Origin of the sequence: Streptomyces sp. NBC_00572 (assembly GCF_026341815.1) — a bacterium.
GTDB lineage: Bacteria > Actinomycetota > Actinomycetes > Streptomycetales > Streptomycetaceae > Streptomyces.
On the sequence record NZ_JAPENX010000001.1, the window covers coordinates 5,459,887 to 5,478,815 of the forward strand.

Annotated in this window: 18 protein-coding genes; 11 read left to right on the plus strand and 7 right to left on the minus strand. The window is 69.9% G+C overall.

Annotated elements, in window-relative coordinates; all coding sequences use genetic code 11:
* Positions 1–167: 167 nt before the first annotated feature.
* The 3 genes from OG514_RS25005 to OG514_RS25015 all read right to left on the minus strand — a co-directional run bounded on the left by OG514_RS25005 (position 168) and on the right by OG514_RS25015 (position 2,142).
* Positions 168–527: a hypothetical protein gene (locus OG514_RS25005; protein ID WP_266900953.1), complete on the minus strand. Its 360-nt coding sequence runs from the start codon at positions 525–527 to the stop codon at positions 168–170.
* Between the two features lie 56 nt (positions 528–583).
* Entirely contained in the window at positions 584–1,156 is a 573-nt protein-coding gene (locus OG514_RS25010) for an RNA polymerase sigma factor (RefSeq protein WP_266898430.1), read from the minus strand.
* Positions 1,157–1,596: 440 nt separating this feature from the next.
* Complete coding sequence (locus tag OG514_RS25015) at positions 1,597–2,142, minus strand: hypothetical protein (protein WP_266898431.1); 546 nt, start codon at positions 2,140–2,142, stop codon at positions 1,597–1,599.
* A gap of 201 nt (positions 2,143–2,343) precedes the next feature.
* Here OG514_RS25015 and OG514_RS25020 point away from each other — a divergent pair, with 201 nt between their 5' ends.
* Entirely contained in the window at positions 2,344–4,698 is a 2,355-nt protein-coding gene (locus tag OG514_RS25020) for an LPXTG cell wall anchor domain-containing protein (RefSeq protein WP_266898433.1), read from the plus strand.
* Between the two features lie 68 nt (positions 4,699–4,766).
* The gene (locus OG514_RS25025; RefSeq protein ID WP_323181600.1) at positions 4,767–5,405 is read left to right on the plus strand and encodes a hypothetical protein; all 639 of its coding nucleotides are present in this window, start codon (positions 4,767–4,769) and stop codon (positions 5,403–5,405) included.
* A 57-nt stretch (positions 5,406–5,462) separates the two neighbouring features.
* On the opposite strand, the gene glsA is transcribed toward OG514_RS25025, so the two are convergent.
* Entirely contained in the window at positions 5,463–6,794 is a 1,332-nt protein-coding gene (gene glsA, locus OG514_RS25030; protein WP_266898435.1) for a glutaminase A, read from the minus strand.
* A gap of 352 nt (positions 6,795–7,146) precedes the next feature.
* Here glsA and OG514_RS25035 point away from each other — a divergent pair, with 352 nt between their 5' ends.
* The 8 genes from OG514_RS25035 to OG514_RS25070 all read left to right on the plus strand — a co-directional run bounded on the left by OG514_RS25035 (position 7,147) and on the right by OG514_RS25070 (position 13,831).
* Complete coding sequence (locus tag OG514_RS25035) at positions 7,147–8,397, plus strand: alpha/beta fold hydrolase (protein ID WP_266898437.1); 1,251 nt, start codon at positions 7,147–7,149, stop codon at positions 8,395–8,397.
* A gap of 9 nt (positions 8,398–8,406) precedes the next feature.
* On the plus strand, positions 8,407–9,039 hold the full coding sequence (locus tag OG514_RS25040) for an MBL fold metallo-hydrolase (RefSeq protein WP_266898439.1): 633 nt from the start codon (positions 8,407–8,409) through the stop codon (positions 9,037–9,039).
* A 63-nt stretch (positions 9,040–9,102) separates the two neighbouring features.
* Entirely contained in the window at positions 9,103–9,882 is a 780-nt protein-coding gene (locus OG514_RS25045; RefSeq protein WP_266898441.1) for an exodeoxyribonuclease III, read from the plus strand.
* A 148-nt stretch (positions 9,883–10,030) separates the two neighbouring features.
* Complete coding sequence (locus OG514_RS25050) at positions 10,031–10,474, plus strand: DUF6278 family protein (RefSeq protein WP_266898443.1); 444 nt, start codon at positions 10,031–10,033, stop codon at positions 10,472–10,474.
* A gap of 161 nt (positions 10,475–10,635) precedes the next feature.
* Complete coding sequence (locus OG514_RS25055; RefSeq protein WP_266898445.1) at positions 10,636–11,382, plus strand: amino acid ABC transporter ATP-binding protein; 747 nt, start codon at positions 10,636–10,638, stop codon at positions 11,380–11,382.
* 14 nt (positions 11,383–11,396) lie between these two features.
* Positions 11,397–12,314, plus strand: coding sequence for a glutamate ABC transporter substrate-binding protein (locus OG514_RS25060; RefSeq protein WP_266898447.1), 918 nt, complete (start codon positions 11,397–11,399; stop codon positions 12,312–12,314).
* A gap of 18 nt (positions 12,315–12,332) precedes the next feature.
* Positions 12,333–12,977 (plus strand): amino acid ABC transporter permease, encoded by a 645-nt coding sequence (locus OG514_RS25065; RefSeq protein ID WP_266898449.1) that lies wholly within the window; start codon positions 12,333–12,335, stop codon positions 12,975–12,977.
* Positions 12,974–13,831 carry an amino acid ABC transporter permease gene (locus OG514_RS25070; protein WP_266898451.1) on the plus strand — a complete coding sequence of 286 codons (858 nt, stop codon included), beginning with the start codon at positions 12,974–12,976 and terminating at the stop codon, positions 13,829–13,831. The genes OG514_RS25065 and OG514_RS25070 overlap by 4 nt, the downstream gene beginning before the upstream one ends.
* A 38-nt stretch (positions 13,832–13,869) precedes the next feature.
* Here the strand turns inward: OG514_RS25070 and OG514_RS25075 are convergent, their stop codons facing one another.
* Together OG514_RS25075 and OG514_RS25080 are read right to left on the minus strand one after the other, a co-directional pair.
* A complete protein-coding gene (locus OG514_RS25075; RefSeq protein ID WP_266898453.1) occupies positions 13,870–15,438 on the minus strand; it encodes an alpha/beta fold hydrolase in 1,569 nt (522 codons plus the stop codon).
* A gap of 114 nt (positions 15,439–15,552) precedes the next feature.
* Positions 15,553–16,818 carry a hypothetical protein gene (locus OG514_RS25080; protein ID WP_266898455.1) on the minus strand — a complete coding sequence of 422 codons (1,266 nt, stop codon included), beginning with the start codon at positions 16,816–16,818 and terminating at the stop codon, positions 15,553–15,555.
* Between the two features lie 89 nt (positions 16,819–16,907).
* On the opposite strand from OG514_RS25080, the gene OG514_RS25085 reads away from it, so the two are divergent.
* Positions 16,908–18,197 (plus strand): cytochrome P450, encoded by a 1,290-nt coding sequence (locus OG514_RS25085; RefSeq protein ID WP_266898457.1) that lies wholly within the window; start codon positions 16,908–16,910, stop codon positions 18,195–18,197.
* On the opposite strand, the gene OG514_RS25090 is transcribed toward OG514_RS25085, so the two are convergent.
* Positions 18,148–18,882: a hypothetical protein gene (locus OG514_RS25090; protein ID WP_266898459.1), complete on the minus strand. Its 735-nt coding sequence runs from the start codon at positions 18,880–18,882 to the stop codon at positions 18,148–18,150. The two genes, OG514_RS25085 and OG514_RS25090, sit on opposite strands and share 50 nt — an antisense overlap.
* Positions 18,883–18,929: the final 47 nt, after the last annotated feature.

Below are 18,929 nucleotides of genomic sequence, written 5' to 3' on the forward strand. Positions count from 1 at the left end.
TTCGCCGACCGATGCCTCCCGGCCTGGTGACACCACCTCCGGGACGGTCGACGGGGGCGGAGGTCAAGCCGGGCCGGGACGCCGGCCGCCCCGGGGCCGAGGCCACGGAGAAGCCGGCGGATCGGGCGTTCGCGGGTTCGCCGTATACGGTCCGGACCGTGGCCCGATCACCGCGAAGCGGCCGGAACCTTGCTGTCGACGCTCGGCTCGCCGGCGTGCTGCGCCGCCGGGTGGGCCTTGGTCAGCGTGCAGACGCCGTCCACGCACTGGCGCTCCAGACGCCCACGGGAGATGGTCTGAGCCAGGCCGACCATCCAGCAGGTGGGGCAGCCGCGGAAGGCGATCAGGGCCAGTGGGGCCGCGAGCAGGGTGGCCGGGCCGGCGGCCGGCACCATGGCGATCGAGCCGATGATCAGCCCAAAGCCGATGACGCCGCGCGCCAGGTGGCGCGGGACGGACTTGCTGGCGAAGTCGGGTGCCGCGGACTTCGCGTTCGTCCGGATCTTCACGTCCGGTGCGGGCTTCACTGTGTTCACGGTCGTGACTCTCCTCCGACTGGGTGGTCGATGGCTCGATCGGGCGCCTAGGCGGCGGCTTGATCGGATGCTTGTTCGGTCGCTTCCAGGGCGTCGCGCACCGTCGCGCGTGCCCTGTGCAGCCGCGACTTCATCGCGGCGGTGCTCAGACCGAGCGCATGGGCGACGGTCCTGCCGGGCAGGCCCTGGACGTCCCGCATGATCAGGACCTGCCGCTGGTCACGGGGCAGAGCGCTGACCGCGGCCGCGATCCGCTCCACCTCCAGCCTGTGCAGCACCGCCTCCTCGGCGGACGGTTCCGGGGACGCCTCCGATTCGGCCGACGGCTCGTCGTTGCGCGAGACGAGCAGCCGCACCTGCCGGAGGCACTCGTTGCGCACGATCCGGAACATCCATGAGGCGAGCGCGCCGGTGGCCCGCAAGGTGCCGATCTTCCGGTAGAGGATGATCAGCGCCTCCTGCGCGGCGTCCTCGGCATCCTGCGGCGAGGCGCACAGCGACTTGGCGAACTTGCGCACATGAGGCTGCGATTCCATGACGACGGTGGTGAGCGACGTGACGTCGCCGTCCTGAGCGGCCTTGATCAGCCGCTCGTCCGGCCAGGAGAAACGTTGGTTCATGTGCTACTCATACCCGGCGGGCGTCCTGCGCGCAGGCACTCGTCAGCTTCGGCTCTTGAAGCGGCGCATGAGGTGCCAGCTGCACGCGCCCACGAGCAGGACTCCGATGACTACGATGGCCGTGACCATGGTGTTTCTCCTGTGTTCTGCCGGCGCCGTTCGGCCGGTACACACATAAGAGACGGCGAGGTCCCCAGAGGATTCACCTCCCGCCGAAGTTTTTTCCCGGACGGCCGCGGCCGCGCCGGCCGCCCCGGTCAGGGCCGGGACGACGATCCCCTTGATTCATTGCGGTGGGACGGCCTCCGGACGTACGTCTCGGTCCGCCGGAACAAGTCGGCCGTGCCCAACCTGGAGCGACGAGTGAAGAAGAGAAGCGGCAAGCTGTCGGTGCCACCCGCAGCGACGACGCATACCGCGGCCCGCGAGGGAGCGCGGCATCACACCTCGTCGTCGCCGGCGCCGGGCTCGTAGTCGTCCAGTTCGCTTCGCAGTGAGGCCGGGCCGGACGTGGGGCCCTCCCGGAGGAGGGTGAGGAAGCTGCTGAGCGGGTGGTGCTGGGGCCGGGCGTCGTAGTCGATGCCCTCGGGGTCCCGGTACTCGTCCAGATGGGCGAAGGGCACGATGACGTACGGGCGTTGGGACCACGGGTGGCTGTCGGCGGGATCGGGGTCCATGCGCCACTCGGTGCCACGTGTGCGGTTGTGGACTTCGCCGACGTACCAGCAGGCGGTCTGGATCATCGGGGTGTGCTCACGGACGAACAAGTCGTCGACGGATGTGACGTGTTCGCGGATCAGGGCTTCCATACGGTCGAGGGAGCGTTCGTCGAAGTCCCATCCACCGCCGTGGCGGCGGCTCCACTCGTCGAAGCGTCCCTGCTGCTCGCCCAGCCACGCCGTCAGGCGGGGGTTGTCGGCGTGCGCTCTGTCGATGCGCTCGGCGACGGCGTGCTCGTCCTCATGGTCCCAGATGTCATCGCTCACAGCCGCTAAGCCTAGCCCTCGATATGACGGCAAGAATCAGTGATCTGCACGGAGTTAACACATGCCACGCCGCCTAAATGGCATTGCGGCGGCAAAGCGCGGCCCTAGGATCGGACCGCTTGTGCGGCGCCGACATGAGCAACGGGGGCCCTGGCGCCACACAGCCGGAACCGAACCCGTGGGGCTCCCGGGGAGAGCACTGTGAAGCCAGCACGAATAGCGCGCCGCTGGCGTGCGCTCAGGAACAGCCTGCTAGCGCTCGCCTGTGCCACCGTCATCACCGTCACCGGCCAGCCGGTCGTCGGTGTCACCGGCGTCGCCGAAGCCGCGCCGCTGCCACGGCCGAAGCCGGGCAAGCGCTGCGACGAGATGTACGGGGTGAAGAACGTCCCCACCGGCGGCCTGCCCCAGGGGGACGCCTCCCGTGCGGTGGACCGTTGGGACACGTACGACTACACCAACCCGGGTCTCCAGTTCGACGGCCTGAACCCCACCCAGGCCGAGCTCGACGCGGCGGGCACCGACTACAAGAAGTACGACCACAGCGACCCGCGGCGCATCTACGCCCGGTTCAACGCGCAGAAGCGGTGGAAGGTCTTCGGCGACTACCTGGCGAAGGTCTACATCCCGAACCAGGGCCACGACGCCCGCGGCAAGGCCTTCATGGCCAAGGTCGTGCGCGAGATGGGTCTGACCGGCCCGGACTGGATCTGCGAGAAGGAGTTCTACTTCGTCGATCCCGACAACCCCCGCGACCGCCACCTGCGCCGGCCGGACGCCTACAACAAGCGCACCCGGGAAATCGTGGAGGTCAAGTCCAACGGCAGCCCCGCCACGAGCGAGAAGGCCGCGGACCGGGCGTGGGCCAAGCACCCGGGCTGGCGCTCCTACAAGTACACCTATGTGTTCGCCGAGAACCAGACCCGCGACGCCAAGAACTTCATGAAGGAGCTGAAGGACAGCGCGGGCAAGGACGCGCTCGGCCGCGACCGGCTCCGTACCTACGACTACCAGTCCCATCACAGGGGACTGCCGCCCAAGGGCACCGAGAACGGCCCGTACCGCGCGAACGGTACGACGATGTCACCGGGCAACGGCACCTCCACCGGGTCCCGCGGCTCCGGCAACCAGGTGATCAACCAGTCCCCGGCGAACCCGCAGACCCTCAAGGAGCAGCTCGACCGGCTGGGCAAGACCGGACAGCGGTCCTTGATGAACCGCGGCCTCGGTGGCATCGACTTCACCACCCTCGACCTGCGGTACATCGGCAAGGCCAAGAGCGGCAAGGGACTGGACTACGCGTTCTCCGCCAAGTCGGTGGAGGACGAGTACGCGGCCGGGTGGGGCGGTCAGGAGAAGGGCAACCTGATCTCCGACGCGTTCTTCACCTGGCTCGCCCTGGACCCGTCCACGTTCTGGGTGAACCTCAACCCGGACGAGCCGAACCGCATCATCGACAAGGACTTCGGCAAGACCGACGCGGGCCGGGTGCTCCTGGAAGCGGACCTGGAGCTGAAGCACGACATCTTCAAGGCCATGGACCCGGAGACGGACGCGGGCCGCAACTTCATGAACGCCCTGCCCAAGCGCAACGGCTTCCCCTGCTGGGCCGGTTTCCGCTACTGGATCGAGCCGGAGACCGCGGTCGTGCGCGAGCAGGACGGCGGCATCCACATCCTCGACACCCCGCTGAAGCTGTCCACGGTGCCGCAGGAGACCACCACGCAGCCGCCCGGCGGGAAGGGCTGCGACCTCACCGAGGCGGAGACGCAGCAGTCCGACCGCGTACTCGACCAGTACATCACCCCCCTGGTCTCGGAGAAGGTCAACAACGGCGACTACTACGCCGACCTGCGCCGCGTCTACACCGCCCGCGTCGCCGCCGAGTGGGTCCGTCAGAACGCCGCCGACATGCCCGCCGAGTACCGCAGGATCATCAACAGCAACGACGTGAAGCGCTGGGCGCTGCGCGCGCCGCATCAGGACTGGACCGGCAAGCAGGTCTGGGAGCGCTACTACAAGGCGTTCACCGAAGGCACCTTCAAGTACAAGTGGTCCAACGGCGAGGACGTCTACGTCTACACCGTGGGCGGGGTCGACTTCTCCAAGCAGCCCAAGAGCAACATGAATCCGGTGCGTTTCCGCACCGAGCAGCGCTACAAGCCCCGCACGGTCGGATTCGCGGTCGACACGCTCGCAGACGATCCGAACAAGAAGGGCTATCTGATGTTCGGCGGAAACAGCGCCGGACACTCCGATGCCGGCACCCCCGGTCCCACTCCCACCCCCACGGGGACCGGAGAGCCGACCCAGACGGCGACCCCGACCCCGACGGGTACGGGGACGCAGACCCCGACCCCGACGGATCCGGCACCGACCGCCAGCCAGTCTCCCGGGGCCACCACCCCGCCCGGCCCGAAGGACCCCGACGGTGACCTCGCCGACACCGGCAGCAGCACGCCCCTGGGCCTGATCGGCGGCATCGCGGCCGCAGCGATCGCCGCGGGCGGCGCACTCGTCTGGTGGCGCCGCCGCCGGGCGACCAGCGGCAGCTGACCGGCACCGCACCTTCGGAACAGCACAGCAGAGGGGTCCTTCCCGCCCACGGGAGGGACCCCTCCCGCATGGCGGCGCTGTCCTACTCCTACGACGGCGGCACCACCTGGACCGACGCGCCGACGAGGCAGCTGGGCGGCAAGTGGACAGCCGTCGTGGACCACACCGGCGCCACCGGCAAGCAGGTCATGACGAAGGCGAGCCGGGCGCTCGCGCACTCGTTCGGAGTAACTGAACGATCGCTCCCGGACCTACGGCCGGACGATGAGCCCATGAGCCAGAACACCGCACCGCGCCCGCCCCGCGCCGATTCAGGCGCCACAGGGGCCTCCGGCGGAACCCTTTTCGCCGGAGTCCTCATGGTGGTCGTCGGTATCCTGGACATCCTCCAGGGCATCGTCGCCATCGCCAAGGACGACATCTACACCCGCGTCGGCGACTACGTCTTCGAGTTCAGTCTGACCAGCTGGGGCTGGACCCACCTCATCCTCGGCATCCTCGTCGCCCTCGCCGGCGCCGGAATCCTCAAGGGCTCCGAGTGGGGGCGGATGGGCGGCATCACACTCGCCTCCCTGAACGCCGTCGCCCAGTTCCTCTTCCTGCCCTACTACCCCTGGTGGGCGCTCTTCTCGATGGCCGTCTCGATCGTCGTGGTCTGGGCGCTGGCCACGGACGACACGTCCTTCCGGAAGAGCGGCGCGGCGTGATCCCTCATCCGGCGATGGCGGACGGCTGAGGCCCGAAGGGGCGCGTGTACGCACCTGTCACGAGGGCAGCCGTGCCCACTCGACGGCGGCGGACCGTGAGGCGAGCATGGTCCCTCGGGCGCTGAACGGCACCGCGGCGTCGCCCACGAAACCGATGAGGTGCCCCATGGCGGTGACGCGTTCCAGGACGACGCGAATGACGCCTTCCGCGGCCGTGTCGACGGCGGTGACGCGCACGAGATCGATGACAGCGCGTCCACGGCCGACCTCGGGCAGGCGCTCCGCCAGGGCGCAGACCAACTGTTCGGCGGCTGTGAAGTCCAGCTCTCCTTGCGCCGCGACCCATGCGGGCAGATCGCCGGTCGCCGTCCCGCCCCCGGCCTGGCGCCAGGCGGCCTCATCGGGTCCGTCGCCCGGGCCGGGGCGGATGATCGTCGGGGCGCCGGACGGAGGGTTGTGCATCAGATGGAGCCCGAACTCTCGCGACAGCTCGGCCAGCGCCGCGACCGCCCGGACGGGGTTCCCGGCGGCGTCCAGCAGAGGGCTGTAGCAGCCGACTCCGGATCGCCCCGGCCTGACCGCCACCAACCCCCCGGAGACGCCGCTCTTCGCGGGAAGCCCCACGCGCAGGAGCCAGTCGCCCGAACCGTCGTACATCCCGCACGTCGCCATGACGGCCAGGACCTGCACGGTCACCGGCTCCGGGACGACTCTCGCGCCGGTGACAGGATTGACGCCTCCGTTCGCCAGCGTCGCGGCCATCACCGACAGGTCGAGGGCGGTGACCCGGATCGCGCACTGCCGGAAATAGACGTCCAGCACGCCTGAGGGATCACCCGCGAGGGATCCCGCCGCGCGCATCAGGTGCGCGAGGGCGATGTTCCGGTCACCCGTGGCCGCCTCGGCGCGGTAGACCTCGTCATCCACGTCCAGGGACCGCCCGGCGAAGCTGCCCAGCGTCTCCAGGATCCGCGTGAACCGCTGCTCCGCACTCGCGGCCGGCACCAGGGCGGTGGTCGCGATGGCCCCCGCGTTGATCATCGGGTTCGCCGGTCGGCCCGTCTCCGGATCCAGACTGATCGCATTGAACCGCTCGCCGCTCGGCTCGGCGCCCACCCGGCGGAAGACCTCGTCCGCGCCGAGTTCGGTCAGCGCGAGCGCCAGGACGAACGGTTTGGACACCGACTGGATCGTGAACGTCTTGTCCGCCTCGCCCGCCTGATAGCGATGCCCCTCCGCACTGGTCAGCGCCATGCCGAAGTCCCCGGGCTCCGCCCGCGCCAGAGGCGGAATGTACGTGGCGACGTGCCCGCTGTTCAGTTCACGGAACTCACGGCAAAGGTCCGCCAGGACGGCGTTCACTGCGTCGAACACGACACGTTTCACCATGCTGTCATCCTTGTCCACAATGACCGTTTCGCAACGCAGGCGCCCCTCAGGGACGGGAACTCATCGCCGACGCAGGCCTGTTGTGGCATCAGCGTCGCCAGGCCAGGCTTGCCCCTCGGCCGCGAGAGCGGGCCGTGGGGCCGGCGCGAAACACCGGCCGACGCGAGCGGACGGCTCCTGTGTCCGCCGGGCTCAGGTCGGGGCACCGCCGCATCGAGGAGGGCGAGACCCGGCGCGAAGCCGTCAGACGCCTCGAACGCTGTGCTGCCCGGAAGGGCTTCCACCTGCTCGAACCCGCGCAGTCGTGCCCCCAGTCACAGCGGCGGTCGGGAGAGATGAGAGGGTCTTGCGGGTGAGTGAGACACCGACGAACACCCTGCAATACCGACTCGACGGCCGCGAAGACGCTCCGGTCCTGGTCCTGGGACCCTCGCTGGGGACGACCTGGCACATGTGGGACCGGCAGATACCGGAGCTCACCCGGGACTGGCGGGTCGTCCGGTTCGACCTTCCCGGGCACGGCGGCGCACCCGCCGAACCCTTCACCTCCGTCGCCGAGCTCGGCGACCGGCTCCTCGCCACCCTCGACTCGATCGGCGTCCAGCGCTTCGGGTACGCCGGCTGCTCCCTCGGCGGAGCCGTCGGCCTCGACCTGGCCCTGCGCGCGCCCCACCGGGTCGCCTCCCTGGCCCTGGTCGCCACCTCGCCCCGGTTCGGCACCGCCGACGAGTTCCGCCAGCGCGGAGTCATCGTCCGCGCCAACGGCCTGGAGCCGATGGCCCGCACCGCGCCCGAGCAGTGGTTCACCTCGATGTTCGCCGGCGCGCAGCCCGCGATCGTGGACTGGGCCGTGCAGATGGTCCGTACGACCGACCCCGGCTGCTACATCGCCGCCTGCGAGGCCCTCGCCGTCTTCGACGTCCGGGACGCCATGGACCGGATCGCCATCCCCGCCCTCGTCCTCGTCGGCTCCGAGGACCAGGTCACCGGCCCCGCCGAGGCCCGCACCCTGGTCGCCGGCATCGCCGACGCCCGGCTCGCCGTCGTCCCCGGCGCCTCGCACCTGGCTCCCGTCGAGCAGCCCGCCGCCGTCACCGACCTGCTCATCGAGCACTTCTCGGGTACGGCCCCGGACACCAGCGGCACCCTGACCGCGCCGCCCCTGCCCGCGGCCCCGGCGCCCGTCGCCGAGCCCGCCCCGGCCGCCGAGCCCACCGAGGCCGGCCGCCCCGACCCGTACGAGCAGGGGCTCGGGCTGCGTCGTGAGGTCCTCGGCGACGCCCATGTGGACCGGGCACTCGCCGACGACCCCGACGGCGTCTTCCAGGGCCTCCTCACCCGGTACGCCTGGGGCGAGGTCTGGAGCAGGGACGGTCTCGACCGGCGCACCCGGAGCGTCGTCACCCTCACCGCACTGATCGCCGGAGGCCACCGGGAGGCCCTCGCCGACCACACCCGCGCGGCCCTCCGCAACGGACTGTCGGCCGAGGAACTCCGCGAGATCGTGCTCCACGCGGGCGTGTACTGCGGCTTCCCCGCCGCCGAGACCGCGCTGCGCGTCGTGGCCCGAGTGGTCGAGGAGGAGACGACGCCCCCGGCGTAACCTGGCCCCGTGAAGCTGACGAAGAAGTCCCACGCGTGCGTGCGGCTGGAGAAGGACGGGCGGACGCTCGTCCTCGATCCCGGCATGTTCACCGAGGAGGACGCGGTCCTCGGGGCCGACGCCCTGCTCGTGACGCACGAGCACCCCGACCACTTCGACGAGAGCCGCCTCCGGGCGGCCCTGGACGCCAACCCGGCCGCCGAGATCTGGACGCTGCGCAGCGTCGCCGACCAGCTCTCGGCGGCCTTCCCCGGCCGGGTGCACACCGTCGGTCACGGCGACGCCTTCACGGCGGCCGGCTTCGACGTCCAGGTGCACGGCGAGCTGCACGCCGTGATCCACCCGGACATCCCGCGCATCACGAACGTCGGCTATCTCGTGGACGGCGCCGTCTTCCACCCCGGCGACGCGCTCACCGTGCCCGACCAGCCGGTGGACACGCTGCTGCTCCCCGTCATGGCCCCGTGGAACAAGATCTCCGAGGTCATCGACTACGTCCGTGAGCTCAAGCCGCGCCGGGCCTACGACATCCACGACGCGCTGCTCACCGATCTCGCCCGGCCCATCTACGACCGTCAGATCGGCGCCCTCGGCGGGACCGACCACCAGCGGCTCGCCCCCGGCGCCTCCGCCGAGCTCTGAGCCCGGCGCGGCAGCAGCCCGGCGAGGCACCGATTGTCGGACCCCGCACGTAGGCTTGCGCTCATGCGCATCGCCACCTGGAACGTCAATTCGATCACCGCCCGGCTGCCCCGGCTCCTGGCCTGGCTGGAGAGCAGCGGCACGGACGTGCTGTGCATCCAGGAGACCAAGTGCACCGCCGAGCAGTTCCCCACCGAGGAGCTGCGCGCCCTGGGGTACGAGTCCGTGGTCAACGCCACGGGCCGGTGGAACGGCGTGGCCCTGGTTTCCCGCGTCGGCCTCGCGGACGTGGTGACGGGCCTGCCCGGCGGCCCGGAGTACGACGGGGCCGAGGAGCCCCGGGCGATCTCCGCGACCTGCGGCCCGGTCCGCGTCTGGTCGGTGTACGTGCCGAACGGCCGGGAGGTCGCCCACGACCACTACGCGTACAAGCTGCGCTGGCTGGAGGCCCTGAAGGCGGCCGTCGCGGAGGACGCGGCGGGGGACCGGCCCTTCGCGGTCCTCGGCGACTACAACATCGCGCCGACCGATGACGACGTCTGGGACCGGTCGGCCTTCGAGGGCCTGACCCACGTCACGGAGCCCGAGCGGGCCGCGCTCGCCGGCCTCCGTGAGACCGGTCTGGCCGATGTGGTCCCGCGCCCCCTCAAGTACGACCACCCCTTCACGTACTGGGACTACCGCCAGCTCTGCTTCCCGAAGAACCGGGGCATGCGCATCGACCTGGTCTACGGCAACAAGCCCTTCGCCGAGGCCGTCACGGACAGCTACGTGGACCGCGAGGAGCGCAAGGGCAAGGGCGCGTCGGACCACGCGCCCGTCGTGGTCGACCTCGACGTCTAGACGCACGGACGTGTCGACGTGGCACCGGTAGGTCGCCCCGTGGCGGGTGCCTGACCTCGGTGTACGGCGACCCCGGACCGACCCGGCGGCGGAACGATCTCCGCGCGCCGGGTGGTCGACCGGGAGGTGACGGTGCAAGGCTGTTCGGATGAACATTCCGTTTCTGGACAACTGGCTCAAGCGGCACGAACGCGAGTCGCCCGACGCACCGCTGGTGGCGGCCTTCGACCGTGACCCCGAGGGCGTGGCCGAATTGCTCGCCGAGTGCGAGCTGCTGCGTGCCCGGGTCACGGAGTCCGGGGTGGCGCTCGACGACACCCCGCGCTCCCTCCAGGAGCTCGACCAGCTGCCGCCCCGCTGGCGCGACGATCCGGAGGAGCTGCCCTGGATCGGGAACGACGCCGGGCTCTACCTCGGCACCGTGATCGTGCGGAACGTGCCGGGCGCCCGCTGGCAGGTGTGGCCGGGCGGCGGCCCGGTGGTGCGGCTCGCCTCCGGCCGGGAGATCCAGGTCGTCGAGTCGGGTCTCGACTGGGCGATGACGGGCTCGCCGGAGCTCTCCCAGGTGTACGCGGAGGCCGCCGAGCAGTGATGCGGGTGGCCCTCGTGGGCAAGGTCCGCACCGTCGCCTCCACCACCCTTTTGCAGTAAATACGGCTTATTCCTGTTTCATGCGTGTCGGGCGTGAAGTCCCTTTTCTGGTGGATAGCTTGCGCTGACTCGACACCGCCGAGAAATGGGGCAGGGCAGCGTATGGCCGTCGTCGATCCGCTGATCGAACTGCGTGGTGTCAACAAGCACTACGGCACGTTGCACGTCCTCCAGTCCATCGATCTCACTGTCGGCCGGGGCGAGGTGGTCGTCGTCATCGGCCCGTCCGGATCCGGCAAGTCCACCCTCTGCCGGGCGATGAACCGCCTGGAGAGCGTGGAGTCGGGCGAGATCGTCATCGACGGACAGCCGCTTCCCGAGGAAGGCAAGGCACTTGCCCGGCTGCGCGCCGAGGTCGGCATGGTCTTCCAGTCGTTCAACCTCTTCGCGCACAAGACCGTCCTCGCGAACGTCTCCCTCGCGCAGATCAAGGTCCGCAAGCGCAAGAAGGAGGAGGCGGACCGGCGTTCACGCGAACTCCTCGAACGCGTCGGACTCGCCGCGCACGCCGACAAGTACCCGGCGCAGCTCTCCGGCGGCCAGCAGCAGCGCGTGGCCATCGCCCGCGCCCTCGCCATGGACCCCAAGGCGCTCCTCTTCGACGAGCCGACCTCGGCCCTCGACCCCGAGATGATCAACGAGGTCCTGGAAGTCATGCAGCAACTCGCCCACGAGGGCATGACGATGGTGGTCGTCACCCACGAGATGGGCTTCGCCCGCTCCGCCGCCAACCGGGTCGTCTTCATGGCCGACGGGAAGATCGTCGAGGACCGCGCGCCGGAGGACTTCTTCACCGCCCCGCGCAGCGAGCGCGCCAAGGACTTCCTGTCCAAGATCCTCAAGCACTGAGCGGGGTGGGAACCATGCAGCGCACGCACCGCACCCTGCCCGCCCTCGCCCTGCTGCTCGCCGTGACGGCGGTGCTCGGCGGCTGCGGCAGAGAGGGCAGCCCACCCGTCAAGGGCCCACAGCCCGACCAACTCCCCGTCTACCAGGTCCAGTCGGGCTTCACTCTGCCCGACTCCCCTACCTGGACCCGGGCGAAGAAGCGCGGGCATCTCGTCGTCGGCGCCAAGGAGGACCAGCCCTACATGGGCGAGCGGGACCCGGCCACCGGCCGCTACTCCGGCTTCGACATCGAGATCGCCAAGATGATGGCGGCCTCCCTCGGCTTCGACCCGGCCGGCATCGACTTCCGTACGATCGCCTCGGCCAACCGCGAGACCGCCGTGCAGAACGGGCAGATCGACTACTACGTCGGCACCTACACCATCAACGACAACCGCAAGAAGCTCGTCGGCTTCGCAGGGCCCTACTACCTCGCCGGACAGTCCCTCCTGGTCCGCACCGACGAGAGCGACATCAAGGGCCCCCGGGACCTGGCGGGCAAGAGGGTCTGCTCGGCCGCCGGCTCCACCCCGTACCAGCGGATCGAGAAGGACTACCCGGAGGCCGAACTCGTCGCCTACGACACGTACTCCGCCTGTGTGGACAACCTGCTGACCTACCAGGTCGACGCGGTCACCACCGACGACACGATCCTCATGGGCTATGCCGCCAAGGTCCCGGACGAACTCAAGGTCGTCGGCGAGCCGTTCTCCGAGGAGCCCTACGGCATCGGCGTCCCGCGCGGTGACAACGCCCTGCGCTTCGCGCTCGACGACGCCCTCGCCGTCCACGAGAAGAACGGCGACTGGAAGAAGGCCTACGACGCCACCCTCGGCCTTTCCGGGGTCCCCGCCCCGACACCGCCCCCCATCGACCGCTATCCGGCGAGCTGACGAGAGGAGCATCCCGACATGGACGTCCTGACCGAAAACTTCTCGCTCTACGCCGAGGGATTCTGGGGAACCGTCGAACTCACCGTCTACGCATCGGCGTTGGCCCTGGTCCTGGGCTTCCTCATGGCCTCTTTCCGGGTCGCGCCCGTTGGCTCCTTCCGGGTCTTCGGGACGGTCTGGGTCACCGTCCTGCGCAACACCCCCCTGACCCTGCTCTTCTTCGCCGTCATGCTGGGCCTGCCCCGGTTCGGGCTCGTGCTGCCCTTCCAGCTGTTCGCGGTCCTCGCCCTCGGCTGCTACACCTCGGCCTTCATCTGCGAGGTGCTGCGCTCCGGCATCAACACCGTGCCGCGCGGCCAGGGCGAGGCCGCCCGCAGTCTGGGGATGAGCTTCTCCCAGTCCCTCGGCACGGTCGTCCTGCCCCAGGCCTTCCGCACCGTCATCCCGCCGATCGGCTCCACCCTGATCGCCCTCGCCAAGAACTCGGCGATCGCCGGAGCGTTCAGCGTCACCGAACTCCTGGGCACCTACAAGACCTTGAGTGAACTCGGCTACAACATCGTCTGGACCTTCGTCTGGATCGCCGTCGGATACCTGATCATCACCCTCACCATCAGCGCCGTCTTCCATGTCCTGGAGAAGCGCTGGGGAGTCGCCCGATGACCGAGTCCACCGCCCTCTACGACCTGCCCGGGCCGAACGCCCGCCGACGCCACCTCCTCTACGGCGTCGCGTCCACCGTCGTGCTCCTCGCGCTGGCCGGCTGGATCCTCTATCTCCTCTTCGACACCGAACAGTTCACGTACACCAAGTGGTCGCCCTTCCTCTACGAGGGCATCCAGGAACTGCTGCTCGAAGGGCTCGGCAACACCCTCAAGGCCTTCGCCTACGCCTCGGTGCTGTCGCTCGCCCTCGGCGCCGTCCTCGCCACCGGGCGCCTCTCCGTCCACCGGGTGCTCCGCTGGATCTCGACCCTGCTCGTCGAGTTCTTCCGCGCCATGCCCGTCCTCGTGATGATCTTCTTCATCTTCGTCGCGCTCAAGGTGCAGCCGCTGCCCGCGCTGGTCGCCGGACTGACCCTCTACAACGGCTCCGTGCTCGCCGAGGTCTTCCGCACCGGCATCCACGCCGTCGCACGAGGCCAGGGCGAGGCCGCGTACGCGCTCGGCATGCGCAAGACACAGGTCATGACCTACGTCCTGGTGCCGCAGGCCGTCCGCGCGATGCTGCCGGCCATCATCAGCCAGCTGGTCGTCGCCCTCAAGGACACCTCACTCGGATTCCTCATCACCTACGAGGAGTTCCTGCACGCGGGCAAGCTGATCGCCTCCAACCTGGACTACGACCTGCCGTTCATCCCGGTCGTCCTGGTGATCTCACCCATCTACATCGGGATGTGCATGCTGCTCTCCTGGTTCGCCACCTGGGTGGCCGGAAGAGAGCGCCGCAGCCCGAAGACGAAGGCCGTGGACGTCGCTCCGGCCGACCCAGGGACGCTGCTGCCGGGACCGCAGTAGCGAGCGAGGAGCCGCACCCGCCCGGCAGCAGCCGGTGATCACTCCTTCCGCAGAGGTACCGACACGTACGACGGGTCGGCCGAAGGGGAGGAGAAGGTCAGCTGCGCGCCGGTCGGGTTGTGCTCGATGTAGAGCGGGTCGACGGTGTCGACGACGAGCGCGAGCCGGTGCCCCGCCGGTACGTCGTACGCCGTGGAGAACAGCTCCAGATCGACGCCGAAGGACTTACCCGGCGTCCGGTCGTGGAAGGTGTACGGCGCGTTGCTGACCAGCTTGCCCACGCCGAGCGGGCCCACGTCGTAGAGGTAGGCGACGAGGGTGCCGCTCTCCTTGGTGGAGGTGACGGTGGTGTGCACCTTCACCGTGCCGCGCACCCGTTGCGGGGTGTCGTACCGCTCCGACTGCCAGACACCCGCGAAGGCGCGGGGGAGGAGGGGGACGGAGACGACGGGCGGGGTGCGGAGGAACTGGTCCAGGGCGTTGGTGAGCAGGGTGATGCCGCCGTTGGCGCCGGAGTCGATGTTCGCCCAGACCCGCTGCGTACCGCCGAGGTCGAACTTCCGCTGGTTCGCGTGCACCGACTTCCAGTCCGCGTAGCCCTCGTAGCCTCCGGTGGACCGGGACTTGAGCTGGACGGGCTGCTCGCGGTCGATGCCGTTGTCGACGCCCTTGAGGTAGCGGTCGAACCAGCGGTGGGCGCTGGTCCAGGTGTCGTTGGGCAGGCCGAACAGGCCGGTGGCCTCGGCGGTGGCGTGGTCGCCGGGACGGAATTCGAGGCGCTTGGGGCCGGTGAGCTTCTCGAAGAAGCTCGCGTACTGGTTGGGCGGGAAGATGGTGTCGCCCCAGGCGTTGCCGAGCATGATCGCGGTGCCGTTGGCGTTGATCCGGTCCAGCTGCTCGACGGCGGAGCGCTTGCGGCCCCAGGCGATCATGTCCTCCTCCTTGTCCAGGTCGGAGGAGAGGAAGTCGCCCAGGATCTGCTGGAGTTCGGGACCGGGCCGGCCGGTGAGGTAGCCGGCGCCGCCGAGCAGGGCGGCGGCCTGAAGGTGCTGGGTGCGGCCGCTGTAGATGGACTCGATGAGGTCGGCCCAGCCGCTGAGCGCGGCGACGGCCTTGATCCGCGGGTCGTGGGCGGCGGCGAGGAGGCTGATCCCGGCACCGTACGAGACGCCCGCCATGCCGATGTGGGCGGGGTCGGCGGCGGTATGGGCGAGGGCCCAGTCGATCACCTTGGAGGCGTCGGCGATGTCCTTCGGCCCCGCGGTCTCGATCTCCCCGCCGGACTGCCAGAAGCCGCGCGAGTTGTAACTCACCACGATGTAACCCGAGTCGGCGAGCTGCTTGGCCTGGGCGAGGTACTCGACCTGCGGCATCGCCCAGCTGGTGGGCAGCACGATCAGGGGGTGGCGGCCGGTGCCGGTGGACCCCGCGGGGGTGACGACGTTCGCCTTGAGGACGGTGCCGCCCTCCCCGGTGATGTCCACGAAGCGGATGCCGGTGCCCGCCGTCTCACCGGCCTCACCGGCCTGGGCGGCGGGCGCGAGCGCGAGGGCCGTCCCGGCCACGAGGGCGGCCGAGACGGCGAGGGCCAGGGGTGTGCGTCGCACGGGTCACTCCTCACTGGGGCGCTGCTGGGTGGGCAGCACCGGGCACTGATGGGGGGCAGTGAAAGTGACCCGACGGTAACCTGGGCGCTTTACCCGTGGTAACCGGTCGGTAAGTTACGTGCGGGTAACGATTGATGGCGTTGTGGTGCCCTCCAGGAGGGCGACGGCCTCCGCGAAGTCCGCATGGGCCTCCCCGTACGAGTGGGCGGCGACGAGGAACAGCGAGCGGTCGGTCAGTGCGCGGGCGACGGCTTCCCGCGCGCCCGGCAGGCGCCGGGCGAGTGCCACGCCCTCGTCGAAGAGGGGGCGCAGCCGCTCCTCGAACTGGTAGTGGTGTCCTTCACGGGCGACGGTGGAGCGCCGGATCAGGCGGTGGTGTGCCGCCACCGCCTCGAAGAGCCGTCCTGAGTCGGTCAGTTCTGTGACTTCTTCCGCAAGGACGGGGATCTCGGCGAGGTAGGCCTCCTTCGAATCGGGGGACCAGTGGTGGGAGTCGATGCCGAAGGGTGGCGCGGGGGCCTGCCGGGACGCGGCCGGCTCATCGGCCCGGCCCGACAGGGCGAACAGGGCGGTCCATGAGGCGAGGCTGCCGAAGTACCTGTTGGTGGGCTCGCCGCCCTCCGCGAGGCGGGCGAGGAGCCGTAGGGCCTCCTGCCGGTCCGTTCCGGCCCCGCCCCTGTCGCCGGCGGCTTCGAACAACTGTGAACGGTAGGCGAGTTGCCACACCAGCTCGGCCAGGGACGCCGCCTCGGCCTCGGCCTCGGACCGGGTCTGATCCACGAGTGCCGTGAAGACGGTCAGGGCCTCCTCGTGCCGTCCTGCGGCGCCCAGGTCAGCCGTCCAGGCGACCGTTGTCCCGAACCAGACCCGCTGTCGTGATGGCCGGGCGCCCCGCTCGCGGAGGCCCGCCGCCTCGCCGTGTCGCCCCTCCTCGGTGAGCATGTCGGCCAACCGATCCTGCCCCTGGGTCGGACAGGACACGTGCCCCGGCTCGTAGTCGAGCCGCCCCGCCTCGGCCATCTCTTCGCACACCGCGAAGGCCTCGGCCCGCCGCCCGACGACGAGCAGCGTGCGCTGGTACGAGTCCAGGGCGCGGAGGAGTGTCTCGATCCGGTTCGGCTGCTCGGGGTCGACGCGCCGTGCGGCCTCCGCGGCCTCCGTGTGCAGCGCGAGCCGCAGGTCCGGCCCGCCCTTGCGCGCGACGTCGTACCCGTACGAAGTCAACGCGGCGGCCAGCTTCGGCAGATAGGCCGCCGGGCTCACCCGTGCGAGCACCCGGTACGCCTGGACCTGCTGCGACAGGCTCGGCCTGTCGGATCCGAGCAGCATCGTCCGTGCCTGCAGCACCGCATCATGATCGACGTTCTCGGAGTGATTCATGACGGCGATTCTGGGATCCGGGGGAGGGGTCGGACAAGGCTGTCGAAGTGTGCGATCAGTCCTACGAAAACCGCCTCTGACCTGTCATGATGGATACGTCATCACCCCTGACGGGAGGTGCGGTGGAGGATTCGAGCGGCGTACCCGACGTCTTCGACCCGCGGATCTACGCGACCGGGATCCCGCACGACCGCTTCCGCGCCCTGCGCGACCACGCGCCCGTCGCGTGGCAGGAGGAACCCGAGATCCTGGGGTGGCCCGCCGGTTCAGGATTCTGGGCCGTCACCCGGCACGCCGATGTCGTGCGGGTGTTGAAGGACTCGGGTACGTACTCCTCGTGCCTCGGCGCCACCCAGATCCGCGACCCCGACCCCGCCGATCTGCCGTTCATCCGACGCATGATGCTCAATCAGGATCCGCCCGAGCACGGGCGGTTGAGACGACTCGTCAGTCGAGCCTTCACGCCCGGTCGGATCGAGCGTTTCGGTGCCACCGCGCGGGATCGGGCCCGACAGTTGGTCATGGGGGCTGTCACGGCGGGGGGCGAGGTGGACCTCGTCCGGGCCGTCACCGACGACTACGCCCTGCTCAATCTCACCGATCTGCTCGGCGTGCCCGCGAGCGACCGGGGCCTGCTGCACACCTGGACCGAGCGGGTCATCGCGTACCAGGACCCCGACGAGCCGCCCGTCCTCGACGCAGCGGGACGACCCGTCAATCCGCGCTCGCCCGCCATGCTCGCCGAGATGTTCGACTACGCCCAGGAACTCGGCGCGTACAAGCGGAAACACCCCGCCGACGACGTCATGAGCACGCTCGCGGCCTCCGAACTCGCCGACGCCGAACTGGAGATGTTCTTCTTCCTGCTGACCGTCGCCGGAAACGACACGGTCCGCAGTGCCGCCCCCGGCGGACTCCTCGCCCTCGCCGAGCACCCCGACGAGCAAAGCAGGTTGTGGAACGGCGAGGTCGGCATCGATACGGCGGTGGACGAACTCCTCCGCGTGCACCCGCCCGTGCTCTCGTTCAGGCGCACGGCCGCAGCCGACACCCGACTCGCCGGGCAGGCCATCCGACGCGGCGACAAGGTCGTCGTCTTCCACGCCTCCGCCAACCACGACGAGCGGGTCTTCCCCGACCCGCACCGCCTGGACCTCGGCCGGAGTCCGAACCCGCACGTCTCCTTCGGTGACGGCCCGCACGTCTGCCTCGGCGCCCACTTCGCCCGGCTTCAGCTCCGGGTGCTCCACGAGGAGGTACGTCGGGCCTGCGGCGGCCTGGAACTCGCCGGACCGCCCCGGCGCCTCGTCTCCAACTTCATCAACGGCATCAAGTCGCTGCCGGTTCGGCTACGGGAGCCGTCCGCGCCGCGCGCGTGACATCGGCCACGAGCTCCACGACATCGGGGCCGTACGCCTGCGAGTTGACCACCTTCAGGAGCAGCGCGAAGGAACCGTCCGATCCGTACTTGCCGGCCAGCTCCCGGTGGTGGCGGGCCAGATGCCGCGCCGCGGCCTGATTGGTGACCGCGGCCTGGCCGCAGAGCAGGAACACCGGCCGGCCGCCCTCGCCGCGGGTGACGCGCGCGAGGACGACGTACTCGTTGACGCCCCACTCCGGGCGGTAGGTCTCGCCCGCCACGGTGAACATCCCCCGGTCCTCGGGAGGCTCCTGCTCGACGTTCATCGTGAGTCCCGGCAGCAGGTTCGGCAGATGGGCTGCCATGCGCCGATTGGAGTAGGGGCCGCCGATGCAGAACTCGGCTATCTCGCCGAGTCCCTGACGGGCCGTATCGTGCTGCACGATGCGGGGTCGCGCCCCGCAGTCCTTGACCAGCGCCGACAGTTCGAGCAGTGCCGAGACGTCGGTGGCGTGCACGCCGCGTTCGCTGCCGGCCAGGCGGTTCACCACGAGCAGACAGTCCGAACCGGAGGGCAGCCCGAAGAACTCCTGCTTGCGGCGGAGCTTGCGCCGCCAGAAGTATGTGCGGCCCAGCCAGCCGAAGGATGCGCTGACACCCGTCGCGAGCACCCCGAGCACGATGTTGCGCAGGTCTTCGTCCATGGGCGCGCATGCTAGCGGGGAAACGACCCCTTGTTCGAGGCGGTCCT